This is a genomic window from Halopseudomonas sp. SMJS2, from assembly GCF_029866945.1.
Classification (GTDB): Bacteria; Pseudomonadota; Gammaproteobacteria; order Pseudomonadales; family Pseudomonadaceae; genus Halopseudomonas; species Halopseudomonas bauzanensis.
The window spans coordinates 1989026-2015653 of sequence record NZ_CP123445.1 but is presented as its reverse complement, the minus strand read 5'-3'; the positions used below and the strand labels follow the sequence as shown (position 1 = coordinate 2015653).

23 protein-coding genes are annotated in these 26628 nt (G+C 60.6%); 13 read left to right on the top strand and 10 right to left on the bottom strand.

Going from position 1 to position 26628, the window contains the following annotated elements; translation table 11 throughout:
- Positions 1–120 precede the first annotated feature (120 nt).
- Both QAO71_RS09370 and QAO71_RS09365 read right to left on the bottom strand, forming a co-directional pair.
- Complete coding sequence (locus tag QAO71_RS09370; protein WP_280164226.1) at positions 121–1689, bottom strand: class I adenylate-forming enzyme family protein; 1569 nt, start codon at positions 1687–1689, stop codon at positions 121–123.
- 118 nt (positions 1690–1807) lie between these two features.
- Complete coding sequence (locus QAO71_RS09365; RefSeq protein WP_280164225.1) at positions 1808–3709, bottom strand: ATP-binding protein; 1902 nt, start codon at positions 3707–3709, stop codon at positions 1808–1810.
- Between the two features lie 279 nt (positions 3710–3988).
- On the opposite strand from QAO71_RS09365, the gene QAO71_RS09360 reads away from it, so the two are divergent.
- The 6 genes from QAO71_RS09360 (at position 3989) to QAO71_RS09335 (ending at position 9715) form a co-directional block, all read left to right on the top strand.
- A complete protein-coding gene (locus QAO71_RS09360) occupies positions 3989–5038 on the top strand; it encodes an NAD(P)H-dependent glycerol-3-phosphate dehydrogenase (RefSeq protein WP_051610806.1) in 1050 nt (349 codons plus the stop codon).
- Positions 5035–5589, top strand: a complete 555-nt coding sequence (locus QAO71_RS09355) for a DUF4389 domain-containing protein (RefSeq protein ID WP_280164224.1) — start codon at positions 5035–5037, stop codon at positions 5587–5589. The genes QAO71_RS09360 and QAO71_RS09355 overlap by 4 nt, the downstream gene beginning before the upstream one ends.
- Positions 5586–6062, top strand: a complete 477-nt coding sequence (gene sixA / locus QAO71_RS09350) for a phosphohistidine phosphatase SixA (protein ID WP_036989565.1) — start codon at positions 5586–5588, stop codon at positions 6060–6062. The genes QAO71_RS09355 and sixA overlap by 4 nt, the downstream gene beginning before the upstream one ends.
- Positions 6063–6129: 67 nt before the next feature.
- A complete protein-coding gene (locus tag QAO71_RS09345) occupies positions 6130–7800 on the top strand; it encodes an AMP-binding protein (protein ID WP_280164223.1) in 1671 nt (556 codons plus the stop codon).
- Positions 7801–7906: 106 nt separating this feature from the next.
- Positions 7907–8767 carry an alpha/beta fold hydrolase gene (locus tag QAO71_RS09340; RefSeq protein WP_074778430.1) on the top strand — a complete coding sequence of 287 codons (861 nt, stop codon included), beginning with the start codon at positions 7907–7909 and terminating at the stop codon, positions 8765–8767.
- A 114-nt stretch (positions 8768–8881) separates the two neighbouring features.
- The gene (locus QAO71_RS09335; protein WP_280164222.1) at positions 8882–9715 is read left to right on the top strand and encodes a DUF4892 domain-containing protein; all 834 of its coding nucleotides are present in this window, start codon (positions 8882–8884) and stop codon (positions 9713–9715) included.
- Between the two features lie 135 nt (positions 9716–9850).
- Here the strand turns inward: QAO71_RS09335 and QAO71_RS09330 are convergent, their stop codons facing one another.
- From QAO71_RS09330 to QAO71_RS09310, 5 genes are all read right to left on the bottom strand, one after another.
- Complete coding sequence (locus QAO71_RS09330) at positions 9851–11668, bottom strand: DUF2235 domain-containing protein (protein WP_083392407.1); 1818 nt, start codon at positions 11666–11668, stop codon at positions 9851–9853.
- The gene (locus QAO71_RS09325; protein ID WP_074778434.1) at positions 11655–12143 is read right to left on the bottom strand and encodes a DUF3304 domain-containing protein; all 489 of its coding nucleotides are present in this window, start codon (positions 12141–12143) and stop codon (positions 11655–11657) included. Before QAO71_RS09325 ends, QAO71_RS09330 begins: the two co-directional genes overlap by 14 nt.
- Positions 12140–12940, bottom strand: coding sequence for a DUF4123 domain-containing protein (locus QAO71_RS09320; protein WP_280164221.1), 801 nt, complete (start codon positions 12938–12940; stop codon positions 12140–12142). Before QAO71_RS09320 ends, QAO71_RS09325 begins: the two co-directional genes overlap by 4 nt.
- Positions 12941–12942: 2 nt before the next feature.
- Positions 12943–14985, bottom strand: coding sequence for a type VI secretion system tip protein VgrG (locus QAO71_RS09315; RefSeq protein WP_280164220.1), 2043 nt, complete (start codon positions 14983–14985; stop codon positions 12943–12945).
- 150 nt (positions 14986–15135) lie between these two features.
- On the bottom strand, positions 15136–17571 hold the full coding sequence (locus QAO71_RS09310) for a penicillin acylase family protein (RefSeq protein WP_280164218.1): 2436 nt from the start codon (positions 17569–17571) through the stop codon (positions 15136–15138).
- Between the two features lie 95 nt (positions 17572–17666).
- Here QAO71_RS09310 and QAO71_RS09305 point away from each other — a divergent pair, with 95 nt between their 5' ends.
- Genes QAO71_RS09305 through mnmH form a run of 3 tightly spaced genes read left to right on the top strand, consistent with a single transcriptional unit; the run spans position 17667 to position 20867 of the window.
- Complete coding sequence (locus QAO71_RS09305) at positions 17667–18668, top strand: patatin-like phospholipase family protein (RefSeq protein ID WP_280164217.1); 1002 nt, start codon at positions 17667–17669, stop codon at positions 18666–18668.
- Positions 18669–18726: 58 nt separating this feature from the next.
- The gene (selD, locus tag QAO71_RS09300; protein WP_280164216.1) at positions 18727–19764 is read left to right on the top strand and encodes a selenide, water dikinase SelD; all 1038 of its coding nucleotides are present in this window, start codon (positions 18727–18729) and stop codon (positions 19762–19764) included.
- Entirely contained in the window at positions 19764–20867 is a 1104-nt protein-coding gene (mnmH, locus tag QAO71_RS09295; RefSeq protein ID WP_280164215.1) for a tRNA 2-selenouridine(34) synthase MnmH, read from the top strand. Before selD ends, mnmH begins: the two co-directional genes overlap by 1 nt.
- A 96-nt stretch (positions 20868–20963) precedes the next feature.
- Here the strand turns inward: mnmH and QAO71_RS09290 are convergent, their stop codons facing one another.
- From QAO71_RS09290 to QAO71_RS09280, 3 genes are all read right to left on the bottom strand, one after another.
- The gene (locus QAO71_RS09290; RefSeq protein WP_036989573.1) at positions 20964–21536 is read right to left on the bottom strand and encodes a Smr/MutS family protein; all 573 of its coding nucleotides are present in this window, start codon (positions 21534–21536) and stop codon (positions 20964–20966) included.
- 65 nt (positions 21537–21601) lie between these two features.
- Positions 21602–22375 carry a hypothetical protein gene (locus QAO71_RS09285; RefSeq protein WP_280164214.1) on the bottom strand — a complete coding sequence of 258 codons (774 nt, stop codon included), beginning with the start codon at positions 22373–22375 and terminating at the stop codon, positions 21602–21604.
- A 72-nt stretch (positions 22376–22447) separates the two neighbouring features.
- Positions 22448–23212 (bottom strand): TSUP family transporter, encoded by a 765-nt coding sequence (locus QAO71_RS09280; protein WP_280164213.1) that lies wholly within the window; start codon positions 23210–23212, stop codon positions 22448–22450.
- A gap of 121 nt (positions 23213–23333) precedes the next feature.
- On the opposite strand from QAO71_RS09280, the gene aroC reads away from it, so the two are divergent.
- From aroC to QAO71_RS09260, 4 genes are read left to right on the top strand one after another with little or no spacing between them, the layout of a single operon-like run.
- Positions 23334–24425 carry a chorismate synthase gene (gene aroC / locus QAO71_RS09275; protein WP_036990286.1) on the top strand — a complete coding sequence of 364 codons (1092 nt, stop codon included), beginning with the start codon at positions 23334–23336 and terminating at the stop codon, positions 24423–24425.
- Positions 24426–24452: 27 nt separating this feature from the next.
- Positions 24453–25604, top strand: a complete 1152-nt coding sequence (locus QAO71_RS09270; protein WP_280165673.1) for an MFS transporter — start codon at positions 24453–24455, stop codon at positions 25602–25604.
- A gap of 34 nt (positions 25605–25638) precedes the next feature.
- Positions 25639–25824 (top strand): PLDc N-terminal domain-containing protein, encoded by a 186-nt coding sequence (locus QAO71_RS09265; protein WP_074778448.1) that lies wholly within the window; start codon positions 25639–25641, stop codon positions 25822–25824.
- Positions 25821–26585, top strand: a complete 765-nt coding sequence (locus tag QAO71_RS09260) for an SDR family oxidoreductase (RefSeq protein ID WP_074778450.1) — start codon at positions 25821–25823, stop codon at positions 26583–26585. Before QAO71_RS09265 ends, QAO71_RS09260 begins: the two co-directional genes overlap by 4 nt.
- Positions 26586–26628 lie beyond the last annotated feature (43 nt).

The window sequence follows — 26628 nt, the reverse complement described above, 5'->3', positions numbered from 1 at the left end:
AGACTGCTGACGCGGGGTGAAAGTCACACCCGGACAGACCAGAGGCGTTGAGGATACCCGTGATGCCAGCGCAGGACAAAAATTTATGTATCTCTGCGCTGGCAGTTAAAGGCTCCAGCTTCAGTCCAGAACGCCGAATTCGGCCTGGAACTGGTCGCGCAGTTCGCGCTTGAGGACCTTGCCGATAGCGCTGCGGGGCAGCTCATCGGTGAGGATGAGGCGGTTCAGGCGCTGGGTCTTGCCCACCTGACCATTGAACCATTGCAGAATGTGTTCGGCAGGGGTATCGGCGCCGGGCTTGAGTACGGCATAGCCGACCGGGGTTTCACCCCAGCTGGTGGAACGCACGCCAATAACGGTGACTTCCACCAGGTCCGGATGCTGGCGCAGCACGGCTTCGAGATCGCTGGGGTAGATGTTGAAACCACCGCTGATGATCATATCCTTGCGGCGATCCATCAGGGTGAGGAAGCCCTCCTCATCGAACCGGCCGACATCGCCGGTGCGGATGAAGCGTTTGCCGGTGTGGTCGTACCATTCGGCTTCGGCGGTCTTTTCCGGCTTGTTCAGGTAGCCGCTCATCATGGCGATGGAATGGCCGACCACTTCACCGATTTCGCCGACGGGCAGCTCATTGCCGTCTTCGTCGATGACCCGCATGTCGTGGCCATCCAGCGGCCGACCGACGGTGTTCAGCTTGTCGGTAAATTCGTGGGCCAGCAGCATGCAGGAGCCACCGCCTTCGGTCATGCCGTAAAACTCGACCAACCCGCCTGGCCAGCGTTCCAGGATGTCGGCTTTGAGCTCACCATGGAACGGCGCGCTGGTACTGAACTTCATCTTGAAGCTGGACAGATCGTAACGGTCGAAGTCATCACGAGCCATGATGCGCTGATACTGCACCGGCACCAGCATGGTATGGGTGGCGCGGTGCTCCTGGGCCAGCTCCAGGTATTTCTGCGCGTCGAACTTGCTCATCAGCACCAGGGTCCCGCCCAGGCCGATGGTCGGCAGGAAGGAGACCAGCGTGGTGTTGGAATACAGCGGGGTGGACATCAGCGTGACGCCGTCGGCGCCGTAGCCGAAGGCGATGCCGCGCTGGATGTGCGACCAGCGCATGAGGTGGTCATGCACGATACCCTTGGGCTCGCCGGTGGTGCCGGAGGAATAGATGATATTGAACAGCGTCTCGGGCTTGAGCTCCACGGGGGTGGGCATGCTGTCGGCCAGCCACTGGCTGAAGCCGGTATTCGGCTGGCTGTCATCCAGACTCAGTAACGGTATCTGGATCTGTCCTGTCACCGGTTGCAGCGCCTGGGCGACGGACTGGTCAACGAACAACAGCTTGGCGGCGGAGTCACGCAGCATGTTGACCAGGCTGTCAGCGGTGGACGAGGGCGCTAGCGGGGCGACGACCATACCGGCGCGCAAAGCGGCGAGAAACAGCACGGCATAAGGTATCGAGTTGGCGGCGCAGATGGCGATGGCGTCGCCCGGCTGCAAGTCGCCGCGCTGCAGCGCGGCGGCGGCGCGATTCACCTGAGTATCCAGCTCGGCATAGCTGAGCCGCTGTCCATCCTGGATAACGGCGGGATGATCAGCCCGGTACCTGGCGTTCAGGGCCAGGAGCTCGGGCAGGGTCGCGAAGGGTGATTCCAGTGTGATCGGATAGCTGGCTACAACGCTCATGCCTGATGGATTCCTGAAATGATGATGGGGCGGCCAGTGTCGCCCGTTTGCCCCCGCTGAATCCATCCCCGGGATATTGCTAAATGCCAGTCAATCAATCGCGCTGATGCAAGCCGGCTCAGAGCCAGTGTTCCAGTACTTGCCGCAGCGCCTTGCGGGTCACGGGTTTACTGAGAAAACCCTGCATGCCTGCTTCCTCGCTGCGGCGGCGATCTTCGTCGGAGGCACTGGCAGTCAGTGCGATGCAGGGGCGCGGCTGGATATGGACGTCGGCGCAATGCTGGAGATACCAGCGGTAGGTGTCGAAGCCATTCATGTCCGGCAGCAGGATGTCCATGAAAATAATCGAAAAGGCCTGGGTGGGGTCCTTGAGTAATTGCATGGCTTGCTGCGCATCCTCGGCGAGTACCACCGGGAGGGCCAGGCTGCGCAGCATGCCTTCCATGACCATCTGGTTGACCGGATTATCTTCTACCAGCAACACCGGCAGAGTGCCGACACGAGCAGCTTCGATCGGCGGGATATCCATCGCCGCCTGCGCTTGGCCGGGCAACTCGAAGGGGAGGTTCAGGATGAAGCAGGAGCCTTGGCCGGGTTGGCTGGTCGCTTTCAGTTCACCCCCCATCTTGCGGGCGAAGTTACGGGCGATCGACAGCCCCAGGCCGGTGCCACCGAAGCGTCGGGACGTACTGCTGTCGCCCTGTTGAAAAGCATCGAACATGCGCTCCAGGCGCTCGGGGGCGATGCCTATTCCGCTATCCATCACACTGCAGGTCAGCTGCAGTGTGCCGTTGGCGTCCACCTGCCAATGTGCGCTCAGCTGGATCAGGCCCTGTTCGGTGAATTTCAACGCGTTGCCCAGCAAATTTACCAGTATCTGCCGCAGGCGCGTCGGATCGCCCAGTACCACAGGGTTTGGTGGTTGGCCGTTCCGTTCGACACTCAGTGACAGGCCCTTTTTGCGAGTGGCATATTCGAATGCGATGGCGGTCCGGTCCAGCAGGGCGGACAAGTCGAAGGGAATATGCTCCAGTTCGAAGGCTTCGCGTTCGACCCGGGAGAAGTCGAGAATATCGTTGATGACCTTGAGCAGGTGCTCGGTGGATTCGCTGGCGATGCGGCAATATTCGACTTGTTCATTGGTCAGTTCGGTGGTTTCCAGCAATTGCAGCATGCCCATCACGCCGTTCATCGGGGTACGCAATTCATGGCTCATCATCGCCAGAAAGTCCGACTTGGCCCGGCTGGCCTGCTCTGCCTGTTCTCGCGCATTGATGAGTTCGGTCATGGCGTTGTGCTGCTGCATCTCGGCCTGCTGCAGGGTCGTTGCCAGGCGGTTGATATTGGCCATCAGCTCACCCATCTGGTTGCGCTCGCGGATCTCGAGGCGGGTATCGAGGCGCCCGTCCTGCAGGGCCTGAACGGCTTTGCGCATTTCTACCAATGGGCGAGCGAAAGCCCGGGCCAGGCGGGTCGATAACAGGAGGGCAGCGAGCAGCACTACTGCACCCAATAGCAGGCTGCGAAACAGGATGCTGCGCTGACGTTCGACGAATGATTGATAGCTGAGGCTGATACGAACCTGCCCCAATTGCTGGGGTTGATGGTCTTCCACGACATCGGTGTTGAGCAGAAACAAATCATAGTGCAGGGGGATGCCCTGGCGCTCGATCTGGGCGCTGAACAGACGCAGCGGCCCTTGGGCCACAGAAGTCTTCTGCTCCATCGCCAACAAATTACCGTCCTGATCAAGCACCTCGATCTTATGCACATTGGGCATCCTCAAGGAGCCCTTGATGAGGTTTCTCAGCAGGTCGAGATTACCGGTTATGACGCCGTATTCGGTCGCTGGCGCCAGCTGATCGGCAATCAACTGGCCGGTGGTTTGCATTTCGCGGTCGAGTGCTTCCAGGCGGACATGGGTGAAGTAGCCCAGCAGGGTGACCCCCAGGAGGATGGCCGGGAGCAGGGCGATGGTAATCAAACGGCGGGTAATGCTGCCGCGTCGAAAAATATTCATCGGGGCTGCTCCTGCGCGCGCATGCCGGGAAGCGGACACACTGACGCCGGCGTTGTCAGGCGACGCTGCAGCATGACTTGGCCTGGTTCTGAAGTGGTTGAGGCACGACGACAGTCCTTGTCACTCTGGATTGGCTCAGAAGTTTAGCCCAGAACACGGGGCGCGAGTTGTTTTGACTGATGTCCATGGTAAACCTGCGGCCAGGTTTTTTCATCAGCGCTTCGCTGTTACTGTTGGCGGACATATACTGAGAGTTGTTTTCTGTCTCAAGGAATTTGCATGACCGACCACAAGGTCCCCGTTACCGTTCTGGGTGGCGGCAGTTTCGGTACTACTCTGGCCAACCTGCTGGCGAGCAATAGCGTTCCGACAACGCTGTGGCTACGTAATGAAGAGCAGGCGAGCGAAATGCGCGAGCAGAGGGAAAATACCCGGTATCTGCCGGGAATCAAACTGGACCCCCAGCTGACCGTCACCACTGATATGGCGTCGGCGCTGAGCGCGGCAGAGTTGGTGTTTCTGGCCATTCCCAGCGGCGCATTTCGCAGTGTGCTGCAACAGATCGGTCCCGGGCTGGCCGGGAAGGGGCTGATCAGCACGACGAAAGGTATCGAGCAGCCGGGCTTTCTGATGATGAGTCAAATCGTCGAGCAGGAGGTTCCCGAGGCCCGCGTGGCGGTGCTGTCCGGACCCAATCTGGCCCGGGAGATGGCGGCTGGGGCGCTGACGGCGACGGTGGTGGCAAGCGATGATGAGGCGCTGAGTGCTCAGGTGCAGGATGTACTGGGCTGCCAGAGCCTGCGTGTGTATGCCAGCCAGGATCGTTATGGGGTCGAGTTGGGTGGGGCGCTGAAAAACGTCTACGCGATCATCTCCGGCATGGCGGCAGCCATGGGCGTGGGTGAGAACACCAAAAGCATGCTGATTACCCGCGCGCTGGCGGAAATGACCCGCTTCGCCGTGCATATGGGGGCCAACCCGTTGACCTTCCTCGGTCTGGCTGGCGTGGGCGATCTGATAGTTACCTGCACTTCGCCGATGTCACGTAACTATCAGGTAGGGCATGCGCTAGGCAAAGGGCTGACCCTGGAGGAGAGTATTGCCCGGCTGGGGCAAGTGGCCGAGGGGGTAAATACGCTGAAGGTGCTACGGCAGAAATCACTGGAAGAAGGTGTCTACATGCCGCTGGTGGCGGGTCTGCATGCCATCATCTTCGAGCAGCAGCCGCTGGCAGACGTTATCGGCCGGTTGATGAGCGCAGAGCAGAAGCACGATGTCGAGTTTTCCGCCTTCATGGCGAGCACACCATTGACCAAGGAGCAGAAATGAACGCTTTCAAAGAGAACATCACATCGGCCGATTTCTGGCTTCGCCTGATCTATACCCTGTTGTTCGCGGTGGCATGGCAGGTGGTCGAGGTGCTGCTGGCGGCGATTCTGGTCTTGCAGATCGTGTTTCGCCTGTTTACAGGTGAACCCAACGGGCAATTGGCCGGCTTCGGTAACAGCCTGTCGCAGTATGCCTGGCAGATGGGTCGCTATGTCACCGGGGCGGCCGAAGAGAAACCCTGGCCGTTCATGGAATGGCCGGATGAAAATGCCGAGTGGCAACCGCGCCCGGCCCAGGATCCGGTAACGGTAGACCCGGCGCATGCCGCTCCGGTGCCGCCAGCGGCCCCGGTAGTGCCTGATACCAATGCTTCCGTCGCTGATGTGACGCCGCCACCGGTGGTGGAACCGGTAGTGGAAGAGGAACCTGATGCGCCGGTGGTAGCACCTGCGGGCGACGTCATCGTGCCGGAGCCACCGGTGCTGCGGCCTGAGGACGAGATCGATGACACGGACGCTACTCCGGGTGATGGCAGCAGGCTGAAACCATGAAGATGTGGATTCTGCGCCATGGCCAGGCGGAGCCTTCGGCAGCCAGTGACGCCGAGCGGCGGCTGACCGACACCGGGCGTGAGGAAGTAACCGACATGGCGGGCCTGCTGGCGGGCCATGGCCTGGAGGCGATTATCGCCAGTCCCTATCGCCGGGCTCAGCAGACCGCAGAGCTGATGCGTCGGGAGCTGGGGTTTCGCCGCAGCATCATTACGGTGGATTGGTTGACGCCGGACAGCGACCCTCTCGCTGCATTGGATGAGCTGGCTGATCGGGTCGAAGGCGAAGTGCTGCTGGTCAGCCATCAACCCCTGGTCGGGCAATTGCTCAGCCTGCTGGTGGATGGGCATCGCCAGCGCCATTATCCCATGCCCACCGCCGGGCTGGCCTGTCTGGAGATGCCGCTGCCGGCAGCCGGCGTGGCTGACCTGGTCAGCCTGGCAAACCCGGCCAGCGTACGGGAGCGCAGCTGAAAAAAGTGGCTGGAATTCGCTGGCAGATCATATAACAATCACAATTCATCGGTACAGCGGAGTGGTCATGGACAATCAGACAGGACCGGGGGAGGTCCGGGTACTGGACGCGTTTTTCCAGCGGGCGCAGCTGCATCCGGAGCGGATCTGGCTAGTCCAGCCATTGGCTGGCGGCCAGGTACAGGAGTTGACCTGGGGGCAGGGCGCTGATGAGGCGCGCCGCCTCGCCGGCTGGCTGCAGCAATTGAATCTGCCTGAGCGCAGTACCATTGCCATCCTCTCGAAAAACTGCGCACATTGGATCATCTGTGATCTGGCCATCTGGATGGCTGGCCATATCTCCGTGCCCCTGCCGCCGACCACGCCGGATGATGCCGTCCGGCGGATGCTGGAGCATGCCGAGGCCAAGGTCGTCATCATCGGTAAGCTGGATGATTGGCAACGGGTGCGGCCGGGCCTGCCCAGCGGCATACCCTGGGTTGGTATGCCGCTGGCCGAGCCTGACGAGCAAATGCTTGACTGGTCGAGCCTGCAGCAGTCCAGCGAGCCCCTGGCGCAGGTCGTAACGCGCGACCCTGCCGAGCTGGCCACCATCATGTACACCGCCGGCACCACCGGGGTGCCCAAGGGCTGCATGCTCAGTTTCGCCAGCATGCAATTTGCCGCCAACAATTTCCTGCGTCTGTTCCTGGTGAATGACCAGGACCGGGTACTTTCGTGGCTGCCATTGTCCCAGGTAATGGAGCGACAGTTCATTGAGATGCAATCTCTGCTGTCGGGCATGACGGTGTACTTCGCCCATAGCCGCGAAACCTTCATCGACGACCTGCAGCGGGCCCGGCCAACTCTGTTTCTCGGTACCTCAACGACATGGCACCAGATTCGCCAGGGCGTCATGCGCCGGGCACAGCATCGGGTACTCGATGCGGCACTGAAAATTCCTCTGTTGGGCAGGCGTCTAGCCGCCGGTATGCTTGAGCAGCTGGGACTGGACCAGCTGCGTTTTGGCGTAGCCGGTGGCGATGTCGCACCGGCTGAGCTGCTGGAGTGGTATCACCGCATTGGCGTACGGCTGTTCCAGCTATATGGGTTGACCGAGAACTGCGGTTACTCCCACGTCGGGCGGCCAGAGCGGCTGCGTCCGGGCTGGTGCGGGCTGCCCAATCCCGGGGTCGAATGCCGTCTGGGTGAGGAGCGGGAGGTGCTGGTGCGCAGCCGCGCGACCATGCTCGGCTATCACCGTGACCCCGAACGCACGGCTCAGATGATTGATGCCGAGGGGTTCTTGCATACCGGGGATCGGGGCGAAATCGACACCGACGGCTTCCTGCGCCTGACCGGGCGCATAAACGACCTGTTCCACACTGCCGAAGGCCGGAAGATCGTGCCACAGCCTCTGGAACATCGCCTGTTGGCCCACGGCTTCATACTGCAGGCCTGCGTCGCCGGGGACGGCTTGCCGCAGCCCCTCGGCCTGCTGACGCTCACGGAGCGGGCCCGCGCAGCTCCGCGGCACGAAGTCGAACAAGAGCTGGAAGCATTGCTGCGGGCAACGAACGCAGCCCTGCCACGGGCGGAGCAACTGGGTTGCCTGGTAATCCTCGATGAGGAATGGAGCCCGGCCAATGGCATGCTCACCGGCACCCAGCAGCTCAGGCGCAGCGTCATCTATGCCCGCTATCATGATCGACTCGGCGATTGGTCGGTACGGGGCAGGCCAGTCGTCTGGGCTGATTGAAGTACCTCTTATGTGGCTGCATTCAGACCCCGGCACTTGCTTGCCCGGGCGCAGCCCCATCTTTACATTCCATTACCTCGATCATTCAATCAATTACGGGACATCCATGAGCGATAGTCATGAGATACGTTTTACCCTGCCGTCGATCGAAGTTGCCGGCAAGGTTTGGGGAGAGCCGGGCGGTTTGCCGGTCATCGGGCTGCACGGTTGGCTGGACAACGCCGCCACTTTCGATCTGATCGGCCCTGCCTTGGACAATGTCCATCTGGTAGCCCTGGACCTGCCCGGTCATGGCCTGTCAGACCACCTTCCGGCGGGCGGTTACAGCCTCTGGCAGCAGGCGGCGACCGTACTGCAAGTAGCTGACGACCTGGGGTGGGAGCGGTTCGCCCTGCTAGGGCATTCCATGGGCGGCATCATCAGTTGCATCCTGTCCGGGGCAGTGCCGGAGCGCCTGTTGGGCGCGGCCATGATCGATGGCATCCTGCCGGTTACCGGTGAGGCGGCCGATGCACCACAGCAGATGGCGCGCTTTCTCAAGGCCACCCAGGCGCTGGCGAGCAAGCGTAAACCGGTCTATGACAGCGCCTCCAAGGCGGTTACCGCGCGGATAATGGGCAGCACTTTCAGTATTTCTCGCGATGCGGCGAGCAGATTGGTTGAACGTGGCTTGATGCCGGAGCAGGGCGGCTGGACCTGGCGCTCTGATCCGCAACTGATGCTGCCTTCGCCGATGCGGCTGACGTTCGAGCATGCGGTGGCGTTCGCCGAAGCGATAAGCACGCCAACCTGTCTGGTGCTGGCCAACCAGGGAGTGATGGCCAAGCGGCCGCAATTACGCGAGCGTATCGAAGGCTTCGAACACATCCAGACCCACCACCTGGACGGCGGACATCACCTGCATCTGGAGGAACCGGCACCCGCCGTTGCAACAATTATCAACAGCTTTTTCCGAACCCTTGCTTGACCCCGGGAGGAGGCTGGGCAAAGCTGCCATGACACCCGCTCTGAAAAAGGCGGCCATCGGTACCGGGCGCTGGCGCCACATGCGCGCAGGGGCTGTCTGTTCATAGGAGTATTGATGCATTTGCAATCGAAGGTTCGCCAGGATTGGCGGCCGCTGTTGTTGACCTTGGCATTCTGCGGCTTCGTACCGCCCAGTTTGGCCGCGACTCCCATCATCGAGCCTTTGCCGCGTTCCGAAGTGGCCCGGGAGCGTATCCAGGAAGATGTCGAGCATACTGTCGTTATCGGTAATATCCGCCGAATCAACAATCAGGTACGGGCCGAGCGGGAGGTGTTGGCCGAAGGTGAGCTGCTCCGCATATCCTGGCTGATTCCCGAAGGCCACACCTCCAAGGAGGCCATGGCGCACGCCGCCAAGCAATTGCAAGAGCATCCGCACACCACCCTGTTCTTCTGCGAGGGGCGAGAGTGTGGCAGCAGCAGCCTGTGGGCCAATCAGGTGTTGGGCTATTCCCGCCTGTATGGCCCCGAGGAAAACCAGTCCTACCTCGCCCTGCGCCTGGACGATGAACCACAGCGCTTCATCAGCCTCTACGCCATTACCCGCGGTAATCGCCAGGTCTATCTGCACCTGGACCAGATGACCCCGGAGCAGCCGGTTACCGACATGCTCTATCCGACCCCGGCTACCCTGGGCAAGATACTGCGTGCTGACGGTGAGCTGAAGATATCCGGCATTACGCCCGAAGACAGCGACAGCGCCATCACCGAAGCCTGGCTCGACCTGACCGCCCGCATGCTGCGCTCAGACAACCGCCTGCGTATCCAGGTCGACGGCGCCCAAGCCCCGGCCTTCGTGCAAAGCCTGCTCGACCGCGGCATCAGCCAGCAGCGCCTGGAAATCGGCGAACCAGAACCGGAGAACGGCGTGCGATTGGAAAAGCGCTGATTCATCAGCGCCCCAGACCACTTTGGGTTCAGGCATATCTCTATTCGTAGCCCGCGCGGCTCCATTGTAGGAGTGGCGCCTAGCTGCGATGGCGCCCGAGGGCGCCTATGCAAGGCCCGGCTCATCCAGGGCTTACTATCCTGCCACGGCGCTATTGTCTGAATGTTGGCTTTGAGTAGTAGCTTGATTTGTGGACAGGCTACCCCTTGGTCGATCAAAGCCGCGGATATCAAAGAAGTTCTCTCCTGACCACCAACGAGCGGTACGCTGCGTGTTACTCAGTACCTGTTGGTCGTGGACAAAGAAGGCAAATAGATCTGCGATTTCTGGTTCCAGCGGTGAAGGCTCGAACCACTCTGTAAGTAGAACCAACCAAACCTCAAGTTGCTGTCGCGTGCCGGCAGCTCTTGTGCGATATATGCGTAAACGGTTTCGCATGTCACGCGCCTCTTCATCGACTTCGCTCAACCAGCGAAACTGGTCATGCAGTTCCGCGCGACGTTGATGAACAGCATTTGTCTGTTCCAGTCTGACTTCACGTTGCCGAGCTGTTTCACTACCCAAGCCAAGCGTTCTGGCAAGCCAGGATGAGTCGGAAAACTGGCTTTGATATAGGGACTCCTCCCGGTCATCCAGTTGCTGCAATTCGGCCTTGTAAGCGTGCCAGATGTTGGCCAGCCAGCGTATGTAATAGCGCATGTTAAGAAGGAAGCCATCATGACCGGGTGTTTGATGGCCCAATAGGCGGCGGTAGCGGGCGGTCAGGCTTTGAGCACCCTGTTGATTCGGGGTTTTGTCGTTGAAAATAAAAAGTTTTGCAACGTTGATATCTTTTTCACCCAATTCTTGCAGTGGAAGCAGTGAAACTCCAGCCGAATATGCTGCTCGGTACATCCGGTGCAGGCTGACCAATGCCAGCTCGTTACTGGGTTTTTGCTCGCCGGGGGCAATACCTCCGCCAATATCTTCGCTTACACCGGGCATGAGTTCTTCCCGCCAACCTCGCCGCTGATCGCCCAGCAACCTCGCGCGGCGATAGAAGCGCCGCTCGTGGGCGGCGACCAAGTGTAGCAATGCTTTGACCTCGGGATGGATCAGTCCACCGTCATCAAGAACATTAGTGGTCGGCAGGAAAAATTCCAGTGGCGGTATCTCAGCAGAAGTACGGTCCACTGCGTCGAACAGACCAGCGAATACAACCTCAATTCTTGCCTGCCGGTAGAATTGATCGTTGCCTTGTTTCTGGCTACGTTCAAAGACAGCATGAACGAAGGCACGCGCCAAGGTGGCGCCGAAATCAAAACCGAAAACTGATATCTTGATAGTGCGTAGAGGGATGGAGCTATTAATTTCTACATCTGCAACTTCTCTATCAAACGCAAGTAAGGCCCCCTGCAAACGGGTGCCCGCCCCGGTTTTTATTAGCGAAGCAGCCCATCGAGAGTCTCGTATTGGCTCCACTACCTCGGCTGCTGTAGTAATTGCTGCGTCTTTTAGTATTTTGAGGCCTTTCAGTGGGTTTTGTTTTAAATCACCTAGCTGGCGTCGTAAACGCTGCCATCCGCTATTGCCGTTCCAGCTATCTTTTACTCCTTGCCATGCTTGGTCTCCAGCGACATCGGTTGGGATGTCCATGGTTTTTGATCCTGCTATATGAGCAGAACCTTTAGCTCGAGCACCAAGAGAGGCATCATAATCAGTACCCAGACCTGAAAGATAAACACGGCGATAGAGATTGAGCTCATCATCCTTTTCAGGGTCGTTATGAGCTAGAAATAATCGTGCTACATTACTGACTTTGTTATCTAATAGGTCGTTTTCGCGATGTCGAGCAAAGCCGTCGAAGAAGAACCCAATATGAAGTGTTTTGCCACACGAGGGATACAAGCTATCTGGTACCCGGCTACGTGAGCTTATTGCTTGTGCAAGTAGTAAGTTGTCACAACTGGTCATCAGGTTTCCTCGGATAGAGGGTATCCAGCTCTTGTTTCAGAGGACTGCTGGCACTCCGGTTCCAGGCAAGGCGCACCTGATTGTTTGGTAGGAAATGCACATGGAGAGTGTCATCCTGGCGTAGCCGGGGCGGATTCGGGATATCCATTTCGTGGCGTTCTTCCTGCAAGCCTTGTGTCTTCTGGGTTTTGGTTAGGCTTACAATCCAGACTACCTTCAGGGTGTCGCCCTCTATACGAGAGCAGCAAACCACACCGCCGCCTCCATTAGCGAAAGCGTTACCGCCCCAGATATCATTGACCCAGTAACTGAATATCGGCCGATCCGTATGATTGTGGCTGTACAGCATGGCCCCTCCGGGGCGTTGATACTGCCAGAGTAGATAACCACCAATCAGGGCCAGGTAGAACAGGGTGATCAATGTCCAGCGCACGGGGGATGACAGGTTGCGCCATTTTTTTCTAAGTACATTCATGCTTGGAAAGAGTCTCTCGCTGTGGTCAGTGCATGTTCAAAATCGATGCTCTGGTCCGACACCATTTGCATGACTATGGGCCAGTCTGGCGCATGATCGGGTGGGTGTCCTTCAAGTAAATACAGTATCGCAAACAGGCTATGATCGTCCGGATGGGTAAGCTCTGTTTTGCGGGCAGCAGCTAGAGCCTGTTCGACTTGCCGCAATCGGTCACCGTGACAGTCTGAGTCAAATACCTGGGGTGCGCTGCGCTGTAGTTCGCCCAGCAGGGCGAGAGCTTGCCTATCCATGGCGAGGGCCAAGAGTAGTTCGGTATCCAGTGTTATTGGTTGATATGTCGGGAGGGTAGTCATACCTCCGCCCTCATACTGCTGAACTTCGGTTCCGTTGAACAGCCACCAACTGTTGATCGGGCCGAAAAAAGCAGCGTGCCAACTGCAGTCCTTGCGAGCATGTAAGGCTGGCAGCACCGAAGGTGCGTAGCTTCGTAGCAGAAGATGCTGACCATCCGGCCCTTGGGCCACCAGAGCGTCGCTGAGATGTTGACTCAATGGCTCGATTGGCAGGTGGCTGGTAAGCCATCCCTTTACCGCTTCTTGTTGAAAATCAGACTGGGGGGTATTGAGTCGGGAGAAAGCGGCATCATCGAGCGCAACCAGCCAGGGGCCTGCATGACTGAGATGTTGAAAATCCTTCTGTTGCATCAATGGCAGGCAGGAAAACTCAGTTTGTATCGATATCCTTTGTTCACCGGCATTTGCGGGCTGCTCGATGATGACGAAATGAAGCTCGGGCATCTTTATTCTCCAGTCAGCATCGGTTGGTTTTCATGCAGAGCCTTAAGCCAACATTCCACACAAATATTCTTTGGCGCTTGCAGGCGCTGTTCCAGCAAAGCCCCGGGCGTAGCGGCATCGGCTGGCATAACCTCTCCCGGCAACAACGGCTTGGCCCTTGTCCCGATCCCCGCGCTCCCGCCCGAATTCATCTGCACCTGCGGCCCCACCAGCGACACCCCGCTTGGATCGATCTTGAGAAAGCTGCCGCCAGCTTTGGCGGTCAGTTCCATGCCGGCGTCAATGACCAGTTTGGTGCCGGCGTAGTAGTGGATTTCGTTGCCTGCTTCGATGAAGTGGCCGGTGCCGAGTTTGATGTGTTGATTGTTGGCGACGGTCAGGTGGTCATCGGCCTTGATCTCCGTCTTGCGGTCGGCATGGGTGGTGCGGTGTTCTTCGGCCAGCAGCTCGGTGTAGCTGTTAGCTTCGACGCGGTCGTGGCGTTCGTTGCCGACGCGGATATGTTGGTCGTGCTGGATGTTCTGATCCCAGTCGCGCTGGGCGTGGATGAATATCTGTTCTTCGCCAGCCTTGTCTTCGATACGCAGTTCGTTGAAGCCGTCGCCGCCGGGGCTGCTGAGGGTTTTGAAGACGCTGCGGGTCTTGTGCTCCGGCAGGCTGTACGGGACCGGGTGGGTCTTGTGGTACAGGCAGCTGGTGATCAGGGGTTGGTCGGGGTCGCCTTCGAGGAAGCTGACCAGCACTTCCATGCCGACACGCGGGATGGCGATGCCGCCGTAGCGGTCGCCGGCCCAGTTGCTGGCGACGCGGAGCCAGCAACTGGTTTTGTCGTTGGCCTGACCTTGACGGTCCCAGTGGAACTGGACTTTGACGCGGCCGTACTCGTCGCAGTGGATTTCTTCGGTTTCGGGGCCGGTGACGACGGCGGTTTGGGTGCCGTTGATGGGGTTTTTCTTGTGCTGCGTTGGCGGACGAAAAATGACGTCCCAGGGGGTGGCGGTGAAGGTGTTGCGGTAGCCCTGGGTGAAGTCATCCCCGGGGTTGGTCGCGCTGGTCACCGACTCTTCCAACACTTGGGGCTGTTTGCCTTCGTGGGTCACAGAGGTCAGCAGCCAGAGGTCGTTCCAGTCTGCTCTTGGGTGTTCGGTCAAAGCCAGAAAGTGGCCACTGATCAGGGTTGGCTGGTCGCTGTCGCCTTGCGCCACACGGTAGTCGCTGCGGTGGGCTTCGAGGGTTCTGGTGGCCAGATGTTGGCCACGGGTGCGGTCTTGGAAGCGGCCGGGGTAGTCGTAGTCTTCCAGTGCGGGCAGGGCTTCGCTTTGCGCTTTGCTTTCCATCAGCAGGCGCGGCTTTTCGAAGTTGTAGTCGCGGCGACTGACCTGGCTGGGGCGGGTTTGCAGGCGCAGGTTGAAGCGTTTGATGACCGGCTCGTCGGCGACCATGCCGCTGCCCTGGTTGAAGCGGGTCGGGGTCAGTTTGGGGAAGACGGTCTGGTCTTCGCCGAACACCAGCTGATGGCCTTCGGGGCTGTGCTGAAAGTGATAGTGAATCCCTTCTTCCTCGCACAGACGCTGGATAAAGTGCAGGTCGGTTTCGTTGTGCTGGGTGCAGTAGGTCCGCTCGGGGCCGTCTTCACGCAACTGGAAGCGGAATGAATCGGTAAAGATGCCGTGGCCCTTGAGCACCTCGGTGATGATCTGCGGCACAGTGCGGTGCTGGAAGATGCGCTGGTTGGTGGCGTGCTGCAGATAGGCCAGCCGGGGGACCAGGGTGATGCGATAGCGGGTCAGGCGTTTGCCGGATTCGCCCTGGGCGACGCTGTGGATCAGGCCGTGCACGCCCTGGTCCGGCCCGGCGTAACTGAGAAACGCCGGCTGATGCAGCAACCCTTCGATATCCAGGTCCGGTCGCTCACTGACCAGGTCCAGTTCGAAGCAATAAGGCTGGCTGATGGCTTCGGTGCCCTGGAAGGCCAGCACCTTGAAGTCGTGTTCCAGGTACGGAATGGCGAGGCTGAAGTGCGCGGTATTGGCCGGGGCGAACATCCTGTATTCCCTTGTCTGACGAACAAAGCCGCCGTTATATCAGACCGGGGCCGGCCAGGCTTCCTTGGGTAAGCAGGGTTGTGAGTCAGTTGGCAAAACCGTGGTGCCAGGGCCGGAACAGAGCTGTTCCGGCCTCATCTTCGAGTCGCTTTACTTACCCCGAGGACGCAAGACGAGCCGGTCGGGCAGGGCGCGAATACCCAGCCAGTCGAACAGGTGGGCGCGATAGTTACCCTGGGCGAATAGCTGCGCCTGGTCGTTGTAATGGGGATCGAAGGGGTTGCCGGATTGGCCGAGAGGGTTGATGCCCAATGCCGACTCGAGGTTGCCGAGGTCGATCAGCCGGCGGGTCGAGGGGCCTGCCTCCACGTCGTAATGATCGCCGCCGCGCTTGAAAGCCATGTTGTTCATGCTGCCATCAGTACCGGTGACCTCTACCCGAGCGCTGTTGAGTCGCCCGGCAAAGGGAATCTTGTCTGCCAGCGGATGCTTGTGCTGCAGGCTGGCGACGGTGCCCCAGGTCCACTCCTCGGGTTCCATGCCTAGCTGTTCCGTCAGCCCTTCGATGGTGCGGATCCAGGCTTGTTCGATGGCGGACTGGCGGCCGTCCATGATTGGCTGCTGACGGTTGTCCCACCAGGGCGATGCGGGTTTCCAGTACAGGCTGGCGAGGGTTTTTCGGGCCATGAAGGTGTCGCGGAAGTGCAGGTAGTGGTCGCCCAGTTCATCGGCGAACAGTGCTTCCATCAGATTGTCTTCCCAGCGCTGAAACAGCACGGCGCCGACGCTGTCCGGCGTAAAGCGGCCATCCCAGTCAGTCAGAATCTGCTTGGCCTGCTCGGCTGTGGGGCGCAGATTCTGCTCCAGCAACTCGCCGTCAAATAATGGCAGGGCGTCCTGAACCATGGCCACAGCATGGGGCCGCTGGCTGTCCAGCTGCATGGCCTTGAAAACGGAAAAGTCGAGCTTGTCCCGGCTTTTCAGCAATTCAGCCAGACGCTCGGCCCGTTCCGCGGGTGCGTAATAACCCGGCAGGATACGGCGCACACTGCTTTCCGGATAGGGGTTGTTGGCGCTGTAGATGAAGCCGGACGCGGGGTTGATCAATCTGGGGTTGGCGCTGAAGGGCTGATAGCCGAGGAAGTCATCACGGCGATTGCTGCCATCGAGCAGGCTGAAGCTGTTGTTGCTGTTGGGCCAGCGTTTCAGGCGGCCGGTCGCCCACATGGCGATGTTGTCGTCGACATCGGCATAGATGACATTCAGCCCCGGCGACCAGTGCAACGCGGCAGCGGCCTCGAACTCAGCCATATTGGTGGCGCGGGAGTAGCGATAGAAAGCTTCGGTGGAATCGCTGCCGGGGGTCAGGAAAGTCCAGAATAGACTGACCGGCTGAGGCGGCGTACTGCTCTCGTCCGTCGTGGTGGCAAGATGATCATTGATGATGGGGCCGTGACGCGAGCTGCGCAGGCGCACCAGGCGATCTTCCTGGCCACGGACCTTGATGACTTCTTCATGCACGGTCAGGTTCTGCCAGCGATCACCGACCCGCACCTGATTCGGGTTGTCCGGATTCAGCCGCTCGCGGTAGAAATCGATTTCGTCGTTCATCAGCATGGTCAGGCCCCAGGCATGCTGACGGGTCTGGCCCAGCAGAGGAAAAGGCAGGCCGGCGAGAAAGTGGCCATAGACCTCATGTTGCGGTGTGCGGATATGCGCTTCGTACCACACTGCCGGCACGGCAAAGCCGATATGCGGATCGTTGGCCAGCAGGGGGCGGCCGCTGGCGCTCAGGGCGCCTCGGACTGCCCAGGCGTTACTGCCCTGAAACTGCCCGGCCGGCAATTGCTGCTGTACCTGCGCGACCTGGTCAAGCAGCGGCTGGAGCAGCTCGACGGTCAGCGGGTTGCCGGAGGGGCGCGGCGGCAATCCCTGGGGCGCACCCGGTACCAGGTCCTGAACATGGCGCTCGCCGAGCGTGCCGCGGACGTGATCCACCAGGGCATCGGTGCGGAAGGCTTCGGCGAGCGAATAAGCCATGTAACCCATGACATGGGCGATGTCCGCTGTGGAGAAATAATCCGGCTGCGTCAGCAGCGCCCGGTATTCCACAGGAGTGCGGCCCTGGTCGATATATTGGTTGATGCCGTCCTGGTAAGCCTTGATCAGTTGCACATGGGGTTGATCGGCATTCTCCTCCAGCTGCGCGGTATATTGACGAGCATGACGACTGATACCCAAAGTGCGGAAGAACCTGTCGGTGGCGTAACTCTCCTGGCCAAACAGCTCGGACAGGCGCCCGCCGCCGATACGCCGCAGGATGTCCATCTGGAACAGGCGGTCCTGGGCGTGCAGATAGCCGAGGGCGCGGTAGGCGTCCTCATCATTCTGCGCATCGATGTGTGGCACACCCCAGGCATCGAAATAAACCGACACTTCCTGTTGGAGCCCTTTCAGGCGTAATGTGCCGCTGCGCTGCGCTTCGGCAGTGTGCAGTATCCAATGGCCAAGGGTGGTCAAGCCGACAGCAGCGACGAGCAGGGCGGCAACAATCTTCAAGCGGAAACGGGTGCGAGGCTGGATCACGGCTGGCCTTGTAACAGAGAATGGTTCCTGAGCGGGGCATCATGCTGAGACAGCGCTCCGGCGTCAATCGGGATTCAATACGGAGATGATGAAATATGGCACAAAGCGTTGCGCTGGTGCTTGGTAGTGGGGGTGCCAGAGGGTATGCCCATATTGGTGTCATCGAGGAAGTCGAGCGGCGTGGATACTCGATCGAGTGTATCGCTGGCTGTTCAATGGGGGCGGTGATCGGTGGCGTCTATGCTGCCGGTGGGCTCCAGGCGTACCGTGAGTGGGTGTCCGGGCTGGCCTATCTTGATGTGCTGCGGTTGCTGGACTTTGGCTTCGGCAATCTGGGTGCTATCCGCGGCGAGCGGATCTTCTCCCGGATTCATGAAATCGTCGGTGATCTGAATATCGAGGAACTCCGCATTCCTTTCACGGCCGTGGCCACCGACCTGACCAACCAGCAGGAAGTGTGGTTTCAGCAAGGTAGTCTGCAGCAGGCCATGCGCGCCTCGGCGGCCATTCCCAGTTTGTTCTCGCCGGTGCGCCAGGGCAGCCGCGTGCTGGTGGATGGCGGGTTGCTGAACCCGCTGCCGATCATCCCGGTGGTCTCCGCCCATTGCGATCTGATCATGGCGGTCAACCTCAATGCCAACCACACCAATGGCTATACCTTGCCGGTCATCGAGCGGCCGGCACCGATACGGCAGCAGTTGGAGCAGTGGATGGACTCATTGAGCCTGCGCAATCTGCTGCACTGGAACAGTGAAGAGGAGGAGGGTGAGCGGCAGGGCACGCTGGATATCAGCGAGGAGCCGAGCGACGCTGAGGTGGCGGCAAACCGTCAGAAGGATGAGACCAAGCCGGTGCGCGCGGACATCCCGATAGGGCCGGCCAGCATGCTGGAGCTGGTCAACCTGTCCTTCGAAACCATGCAGGCCTCGCTGACCAAGTACAAGATCGCTGGCTATCCGCCGGATGTGATCTTCGACGTGCCCAAACGGCTGTGCAAGTTCTTTGAGTTCCAGCGCGCACCGGAACTGATCGAGCTTGGCCGGATGATTGCCAGCGATACGCTTGATCGGTTCGAGCAGGGCAAGCCGCCGGTTTGACCAGCGAGTTGGCTGGAGGGCTGGTAGAATGCGCGCTGAGTTTTTAGCGGAGGCAGTCATGACCGATACAGTGCGCTTGACCGAATACAGCCATGGGGCTGGCTGCGGTTGCAAGATTTCTCCCCAGGTGCTGGATGAAATCCTCGCCAGCAACCAGCCGGCACCTGCGTATTCGCAGCTCTGGGTGGGCAACAGCAGTCGTGATGATGCTGCGGTATTCGGTCTCGATGACGAGCGCGGTATCGTCAGCACTACCGACTTCTTCATGCCGATTGTCGATGACGCCTACGACTTCGGACGTATCGCCGCGACCAATGCCATCAGTGATATCTACGCCATGGGCGGTACACCCTTGATGGCCATCGCCATTCTCGGCTGGCCGGTGAATGTGTTGCCGGCCGCGGTGGCTGCCCAGGTCATGGCCGGTGCTCGCGCTGTCTGTGCCGACGCCGGCATGCCCCTGGCCGGTGGCCATTCCATCGATGCGCCCGAGCCGATCTTTGGTCTGGCGGTGACCGGCCAGGTCACTCGCCAGCAACTCAAACGCAATGACACTGCCCATGCCGGCGCCCGGTTATATCTGACCAAGCCGCTGGGTATCGGCATTCTCACCACTGCTGAAAAACAGAAAAAGTTGCGTGAGGAAGATATCGGCGTGGCCCGCGATCTGATGTGCCAGCTCAACCGTATCGGTGCGCGCTTCGCGCAGCTGGACGGCGTGCAGGCGATGACTGATGTCACCGGCTTCGGTCTGCTCGGCCATCTGGCGGAAATGGCCGAAGGCTCGGGTGTACTGGCGCGCGTTACCGAGTCCGCTGTGCCGCGGATTGCCGGCGTTGAGCATTATCTTGCTGCCGGTTGCATACCCGGTGGTACCGGGCGCAACTTCGCCAGCTATGGTCACAAGCTGGCAGACATGCCGGAGCAGTGGCGTCACCTGCTATGCGATCCGCAGACCAGCGGCGGGTTGCTGGTCGCGGTCGATCCTGCGGTCGATGAGGCGTTTCTGGCAGTTGCCCGGGAGGAAGGGCTGAGCCTGCAACCGATCGGTGAACTGCTGGAGCACCGCGGTGGCCACTGGGTCGAGGTTGTCTGATGCGGGATAATAGCGATGATTACCGCAGCCTGTTTCTGACCGACGTGCCGATGATGGATGTGCGTGCGCCGATCGAATTCGACAAGGGGGCGTTTCCCGGTGTGCTCAATCGTCCGCTGATGGATGACGAAGAGCGCCGCCGGGTGGGCATCTGCTACAAGGAGCATGGGCAGGACGCGGCTATCGCGCTGGGCCACAAGCTGGTCAAGGGCGATCTCAAGGCGGCTCGTATCGCCAGTTGGAAAGCCTTTGCCGAGGCCAATCCCGATGGTTACCTGTACTGCTTTCGTGGCGGGTTGCGCTCGCAGCTGGTACAGCAGTGGCTGGCCGAGGCAGGGGTTGAATATCCGCGGGTAATTGGCGGCTACAAGGCCATGCGCCGGTTTCTTATCGATACGCTGGATGAGGCGGCGCGCGATTGCCCGCTGCAACTGGTGGCGGGCCTGACCGGTACCGGCAAGACCGAAATCATTACAGCGCTCGACAACAGCCTTGATCTGGAGCGCCATGCCCATCATCGCGGCTCCAGTTTCGGCCGTCATGCCACGCCCCAGCCAGTGCAGATCGACTTCGAGAACCGCCTGGCGATCGAAGCGTTGCGGGTGCGCGAGCGGGGCGCACGCACTCTGGTGCTGGAAGACGAGGGCCGCATGGTCGGCAGTTGTTCGGTGCCATTGGAGTTGTTCCGCGTCATGCAGACCGCGCCGCTGATCTGGCTGGATGATAGCCTGGAGAATCGGGTGACGCGCATTCTCGGTGACTATGTCATTGATATGCGGGCCGAATTTGCCCTGCAGTATCCGCAGAGCCCGGAGCAGGCCTTCGAGGCGTTTGCCGCGTACCTGCTGGGGAGTCTGCTGCGCATCCGCAAGCGCCTGGGCCCGGAGCATTTCCAGGCGCTGGATCAACTGATGCGCCAAGCGCTGGAGCAGCAACAACGCAACGATGATGTTCAAGGCCACCGTGGCTGGATCGAAGGGCTACTACGCGATTACTACGACCCGATGTATGCCTATCAACGTGAAGCCAAGGAAGAGCGGATCGTGTTTGCCGGAGATAGGGATGCGGTGATCGGCTATCTGCAGGACGGACGGTCTTTATAGCGCCGCTCGCGGAAAACCACTTGTAGGAGCGGGCTTGGCCGCGAAGGCGGTGGAAGGCTTCGCGGCCAAGGCCGTTCCCACCCGTGCTCTGCGAAATCAGTCATCGCGGCCTTCGAGCATTTCTCGTTTCAGTAGTACATACACCGACCCGGTGCCGCCGTGACGCGGGATGCAGGAGGTGAAGCCGAGCACTTTCGGGTGCTGGCGTAGCCAGGTGTTGACGTGGCTCTTGAGGATCGGGGTGCGGCCGTCCTTGCGTTGGGCCTTGCCGTGGGTGACACGCACGCAGCGCACTTCCAGCTGGGTGGCCTCGGCGAGGAACTCCCACAGCAGCTCGCGGGCCTTCTCCACGGTCATGCCATGCAGATCGATACTGCCATCAAAGGGAATCTGTCCGGTCTTCAGCTTGCGCAGTTGGCTTTCCTGCACACCATTGGCGGTCCAGGCGAGTTCTTCCTCGGGCGCGACATCAATCACGAAATGATCGGACAGCCCATCCACTCGGGTCTGCTGCTGTGGCTGCACAGCGCGTTGGCGCAGCGCCTGGAGCTGGGCGCGGTCGCTGCGCGGCTTGCCGGTGTCGGCGCGGTCGGTAGTGATGGGGCGGGCGCCCCGGATGGCCTGGCGGAACAGCTCCAGGCCATCCGCATCATCGTTATCCTGGGTCATGGTTGCGGCTTGGTTCGGCTCATTGAACAGGCCGGCAGTCTATCAGATAGCGTCGCCGGTTCCGATCAGCGCAGGACCACCCAGAGCAGCATCAATGCCTGGAAGATGGAAAACACGATAAGACAGCCGATGGCGAAACGATGGCCGATATCGTTGCTCTTGTACTCATCAAGGGTCGCCTGCAGCGAGGTGAGCTGGGCTTGTTGCTGGCGGTTCAGAGTTTCCTGTTCGCGCAGTTGACGCAGGGTATCGGCGATGTGCAGTTGCTGAACCCGCTCGACATTCCAGCTGGCAACCAGGTCGCTGACCCGGTTGGCCTGCGCCTTGCCTTCGGTGCGGGCGTCATTGCTGAAGGTCAGATGAAAGCCCGCCCGCTTGAGCAGCCGCTCGCGCATTTGCCGAGTCTCCTCGCTGGGCACTTCACTGGCATGGAGCACGATGGGTGTCACCGCATAGTCGGCGCAGTGGCGTTGGCACCAGTCAACCAACTGGGCGAGCATGAAGCCGGCCAACCCCCGCTGGGGCGGGAAGATGCGCAGGCCCGACAGCGGCCCGAAACGAACCCGGTGATGCCGGTGGTCGATCAGCACCTCCATGAAATTGGTGTCCGGCGGCACGGTTTCGTCTTCGATCCGGATCTGCAGGCGCAGCAGTTCGAGTTGGGCAACCCGCTCGCGGGTCACGGCGATTTGCGCCAGGCGTTCGCCGTGCAGCATCAGCCTGCCCTTGAATACCGGCTTGAGCTGGATCCAATAGTATTCCGAGGGCCGTGCATGGGCGAAGGGATCGCGCACGGGAGGCGACTCGGGAGCCTCGGGGTGGGTCAGATCTTCATTCATGGGTGAGATTCCTGCCTGCATATTTCGTTATCGGCGGATTGTCATTGTTCTTGAATGTGACATGCAGTGTGACTATCCGCTGATGGCCTGCCAGATCAGGCGTAGCGCCAGGAGTGTCAGCAGGGCATTGAAGATCAGCGTGAAGCGGCTGTCGGTCAACCGCCGGAGCAGCCGCAGGCCGGCCCATGTGCCCGCCGCACCGGCAGCGATCATCAGCAGAATCAAGCCCAGCCACTCGGCGAACACGAAGCCCGCGGCGCCGTAGATCACCGCCTTGGGGGCATGTTGTAAACACATTGCGGTGGCGAATGTAGCCACCGTGGAAAAGCGCTCGCCTTTCTGTTGCTGCTTGACGAAAGCGGCAACCAGCGGCCCGGTAGCACCGACGAACAGACTGACGAAAGTGGTCAGCCCGGCGGCCAGCAAGGTGCCCACTGGGCCGGTAGCCACCGCCGGAATGGGCGGCCCCCAGCACAGCAGCAGAATGAACCCGGCGATGCAGATCTGTACCAGCGCCAACGGCAGGTCGACCAGAAACAGGCTACCCAGCCAGGCGCCGAGCAGAACACCGGGGGCGAACCAGAGAATCAGCCGCAGATTGATATGGCGTAGCGTCATGCTCGCCCGGCTGAGGTTGGAGCCCAGCTGGACCATGCCATGCACCGGAATGATCGCGGCTGGGGGCATGACGATGGCCATGATCGCCAGCAACAGTACGCCGCCGCCGATGCCCAATGAGGCAGTGATGGCCGAGGTGAGGGCGGAAACGGCCACCAGCGCGGCACTGGTCAGCGGCGGCAGGGCCGCGGGCAGCAAAAGGTCCAGCAGTGCTTGCATCGGTCGGTTTGGCTCAAGAAGGTCGGGCCGACAAGATTACCGCCGCCATCTCAGGCTGTCACCCGTGCCGGCCGAGCGTTATACTGCCTGCCTTTCTCTGATCTGGAAATGGATGGCACGCATGGCCGGAAATACCCTTGGCACCCTGTTCACCGTCACCACTGCTGGCGAAAGCCATGGCCCGGCGCTGGTTGCCATTGTTGATGGGTGCCCGCCGGGGCTGGAGCTGAGTGCTGCTGATCTGCAGGCGGACCTGGATCGGCGCAAGCCTGGCACCAGTCGGCATACTACCCAGCGCCAGGAGCCGGATGAGGTCGAGATCCTCTCCGGGGTGTTCGAGGGGCGCACTACCGGGTGCCCGATTGGCTTGCTGATCCGCAATACCGATCAGAAGTCCAAGGATTACTCGGCGATCAAGGATCTGTTTCGCCCAGCCCATGCGGACTATACCTATCACCACAAGTACGGTGAGCGCGATTATCGCGGCGGTGGTCGCTCCTCCGCGCGGGAAACCGCGATGCGCGTGGCTGCGGGCGCGATTGCGCGCAAATACCTGGCCAGCCAGGGCATTACCGTGCGCGGCTACATGAGCCAGCTGGGGCCGATCGAGATTCCGTTCAAGAACTGGGAGGCGGTTGGCCAGAATGCCTTCTTCAGCCCTGATCCGGACAAGGTGCCGGAGCTGGAAGCCTACATGGACCAGCTGCGCCGGGATCAGGATTCGGTCGGGGCGAAGATCACCGTGATTGCCGAAGGCGTGCCGCCGGGCTTGGGCGAGCCGGTTTTCGACCGCCTGGATGCGGAGCTTGCCTATGCGCTGATGAACATCAACGCGGTCAAGGGGGTGGAGATCGGCGCCGGTTTCGGCTCGGTCAGCCAGCGCGGCACCGAGCACCGGGATGAACTCACTCCCGAGGGTTTTTTGAGCAACAACGCCGGCGGCGTGTTGGGCGGCATTTCTTCCGGCCAGCCGATCATCGCTCATCTGGCGCTCAAGCCGACCTCCAGCATCACCACCCCGGGCCGCTCCATCGATGTGCATGGCAACCCGGTTGAGGTGATCACCAAGGGTCGTCACGACCCCTGTGTCGGCATCCGTGCGACGCCCATCGCGGAGGCCATGATGGCCTTGGTGTTGATGGACCACCTGCTGCGTCATCGGGCGCAAAATGGTGATGTGCGGGTCGATACGCCGGTGCTGGGACAGCTCTGATGGGCACGCCGACGTAAACGCTTCGACATCGCTGAGATGTTGCCCTACTGGCGTCTGTCCGGCTTCTATTTCTGCTACTTCGCCCTGCTCGGCGGAGTAGCTCCCTTCCTGTCACTGTACTTCCATCATCTGGGCTTTTCCGCGGCGCGGATCGGTGAGCTGGTGGCCATTCCCATGTTGATGCGTTGTTTCGCTCCGGTGCTGTGGGGCTGGTTGGGTGATCGCAGCGGGCAGCGGCTGTTGATCGTGCGGCTGGGTGCCTTGCTTACCGCGTTGACTTTCACCGGCATCCTTTGGCGTCAGGATTATCTGTGGCTGGCGTTGATCATGGCCCTGCACAGTTTCTTCTGGCATGTGGTCTTGCCGCAGTTCGAAACCATTACGTTTGGCCATCTGGGTGAACAATCGGCACGCTACAGTCGAATCCGGCTGTGGGGCTCGGTCGGCTTCATCGTCACGGTGGTGGTCCTGGGGCTGTTGCTGGACAGGTTCAGTCCGGCAATCTATCCCCAGGCCATGCTCAGTATCATGCTGGCGATCTTCTGTTGTAGCCTGCTGGTGCCGCCAGCCCCGGTGGCTGCGACCCGCTCCGCCTTGCCGGGTGATGGTTTTCTGCGGCAACTATGGCGGCCTGGGGTGCTGGTGTTCTTTTTCAGCGCCGGGCTGATGCAATTGTCCCACGGACCGTACTACACCTTTCTGACACTGCATCTGGAAGCGCTGGGTTACGACCGGGTATTGATCGGGGCAATGTGGGCGCTGGGGGTGGTTGCGGAGATCATCCTGTTCATGGTGATGAGCGTGATACTGGCCCGTTTTTCACTCAAACAGCTGCTGATCGGCAGTTTTATCCTGGCGGCGCTGCGTTGGCTGCTGCTGGGGTTCTGGGCGGACAGCCTCGTACTGCTGGCGCTCGCCCAGGTAATGCATGCAGCGACCTTTGGCTGCTTCCATGTGGTGGCGGTGCACTTCGTCCAGCGCAGCTTTGCGGAGCGTTATCAGGGGCAGGGCCAGGCACTGTATGCCACGCTGTCCGGTTGCGGCGGGGCTCTTGGTGCGCTGTATTCCGGTTACAGCTGGAATGCCCTGGGCGCCGGCTGGACCTTTGCACTGGCCAGCGTGGCGGCGACGCTGGCGGCGTTGTTGCTGCTGCGTTGGATGCCGGGTCGGGCCAGCTGATGGTCTATAGTGGGGCGGAACAGGAGGTGGCGGGATGAATACCAATTTCATTGTCGTGATGGGCGGTCTGGCACTGCTGTTGTTGGCGCTGTCGGCTATCAGCAGTATTGCGCAGAGCACCGAATCACGCAGCCATAAAACCGGCTGGATCGCTCTGGTGGCCCTCGTGCCGCTGGCAGGCTGGGCTCTATGGTGGCGCAAGGGGCCGCGACGCCCATGAATGAACAGTCAGGCGTGCGAGTGGCGCTGGTAACTGGCGCGGCGCGGGGGATTGGCAAAGGTATTGCCGCCAGTCTGCTGCGCGCCGGCTGGGCGGTGGTGCTGGGTGATGTGGATGAAACTGAAGGGCTGGCCGCTGCAGAGGAGCTGGCGCGGCTGGGAACGGTGGAGTTCGTGCCGCTGGATGTGGCAGACGAGGCCAGTGTGCAGGCGGTGGTCGAGCAGATCGAGGAAGACTTCGGGCGGCTCGACGGCGTAGTCAATAACGCGGGTCTGGCTGATCCGGATAACGGACCCCTGGAGCAGTTGACGCTGGAGGCCTGGAACCGCCTGTTGTCGGTCAACCTCACCGGCGCCTTTCTGGTCTCCCGGCAGTGTATCGGCCTGCTGCGCGAGAGTGGTGGTGCCATCGTTAATATCGCCTCGACCCGAGCGTTGCAATCCGAACCCCATACCGAAGCCTATGCGGCGAGCAAGGGCGGCCTGGTGGCCTTGACCCATGCGCTGGCGGTGAGTCTCGGCCCGGATATCCGCGTCAATGCGGTCAGCCCCGGCTGGATCGATACCCGCCCGAAATCATTGCAGGCCACTGACCCGCTGCGTCAGGTGGATCATGAGCAGCATGCGGTCGGTCGGGTAGGGCAGCCGGAGGATATGGGCGAACTGGCGGCGTTTCTGTTGAGCCCGGCAGCGGCGTTCATTACCGGCCAGAATATCGTTGCCGACGGCGGCATGACCCGGCAGATGATCTATCGGGAATAGGGCGGCAACAGTGGGGGGAGATAAGCAGGCGCCCGGTATCGCA